This is a genomic window from Alcanivorax sp. HI0044, assembly GCF_001634945.1.
In genome coordinates, this window is record NZ_LWEZ01001730.1 from 1 (window position 1) to 568 (window position 568).

1 protein-coding gene is annotated in these 568 nt (G+C 56.9%); it reads right to left on the minus strand.

What is annotated here, in order from left to right; genetic code table 11:
• Nucleotides 1-568, minus strand: a 568-nt coding sequence (locus A3730_RS26020; RefSeq protein WP_369819127.1) for an electron transfer flavoprotein subunit alpha/FixB family protein, incomplete at both ends; no start/stop codon positions are given.

Here is a 568-nt window from a genome sequence, read left to right on the forward strand (position 1 = left end):
CACGACCACCGGAGATCACGATCTCGGCAGAGGTCAGCTCAGGACGGTCAGACTTGGCCAGCTCTTCACCCACGAAGGAAGAAGTGCCCGCGTTCTTGGCAACGTCCAGGGCTTCAACAGCAGCGGAACCGCCTTCTGCAGCTACAGCATCGAAAGAAGTACCACGCACGGTGATTACTTTCTTGGCATCAGAGCTCTTCACGGTAGCGATGGCGTTACCGGCGTAGATCGGACGCTTGAAAGTATCCGCGTCGATAACTTCAGAGATCTCGGAAACCTGAGCCACGTCCAGCAGAGCAGCGGTGCGCGGAGCAAAGTTCTTGCCTGTGGTGGTAGCAGCAGCCAGAACGTGGGTGTAATCGGCAGCCACTTCAGCAACCAGATCACCAACGTTTTCAGCCAGCTGGTGCTCGTAGGCTTCGTTGTCAGCACACAGGACCTTGGAAACGCCATCAACCTTGGCAGCTTCTTCGGCAACAGCGCCACAGCCTTTACCGGCAACCAGTACGGTGATGTCGCCACCGATAGCTTTGGCAGCAGCAACGACGCTCAGAGTGACCTTGTTGAG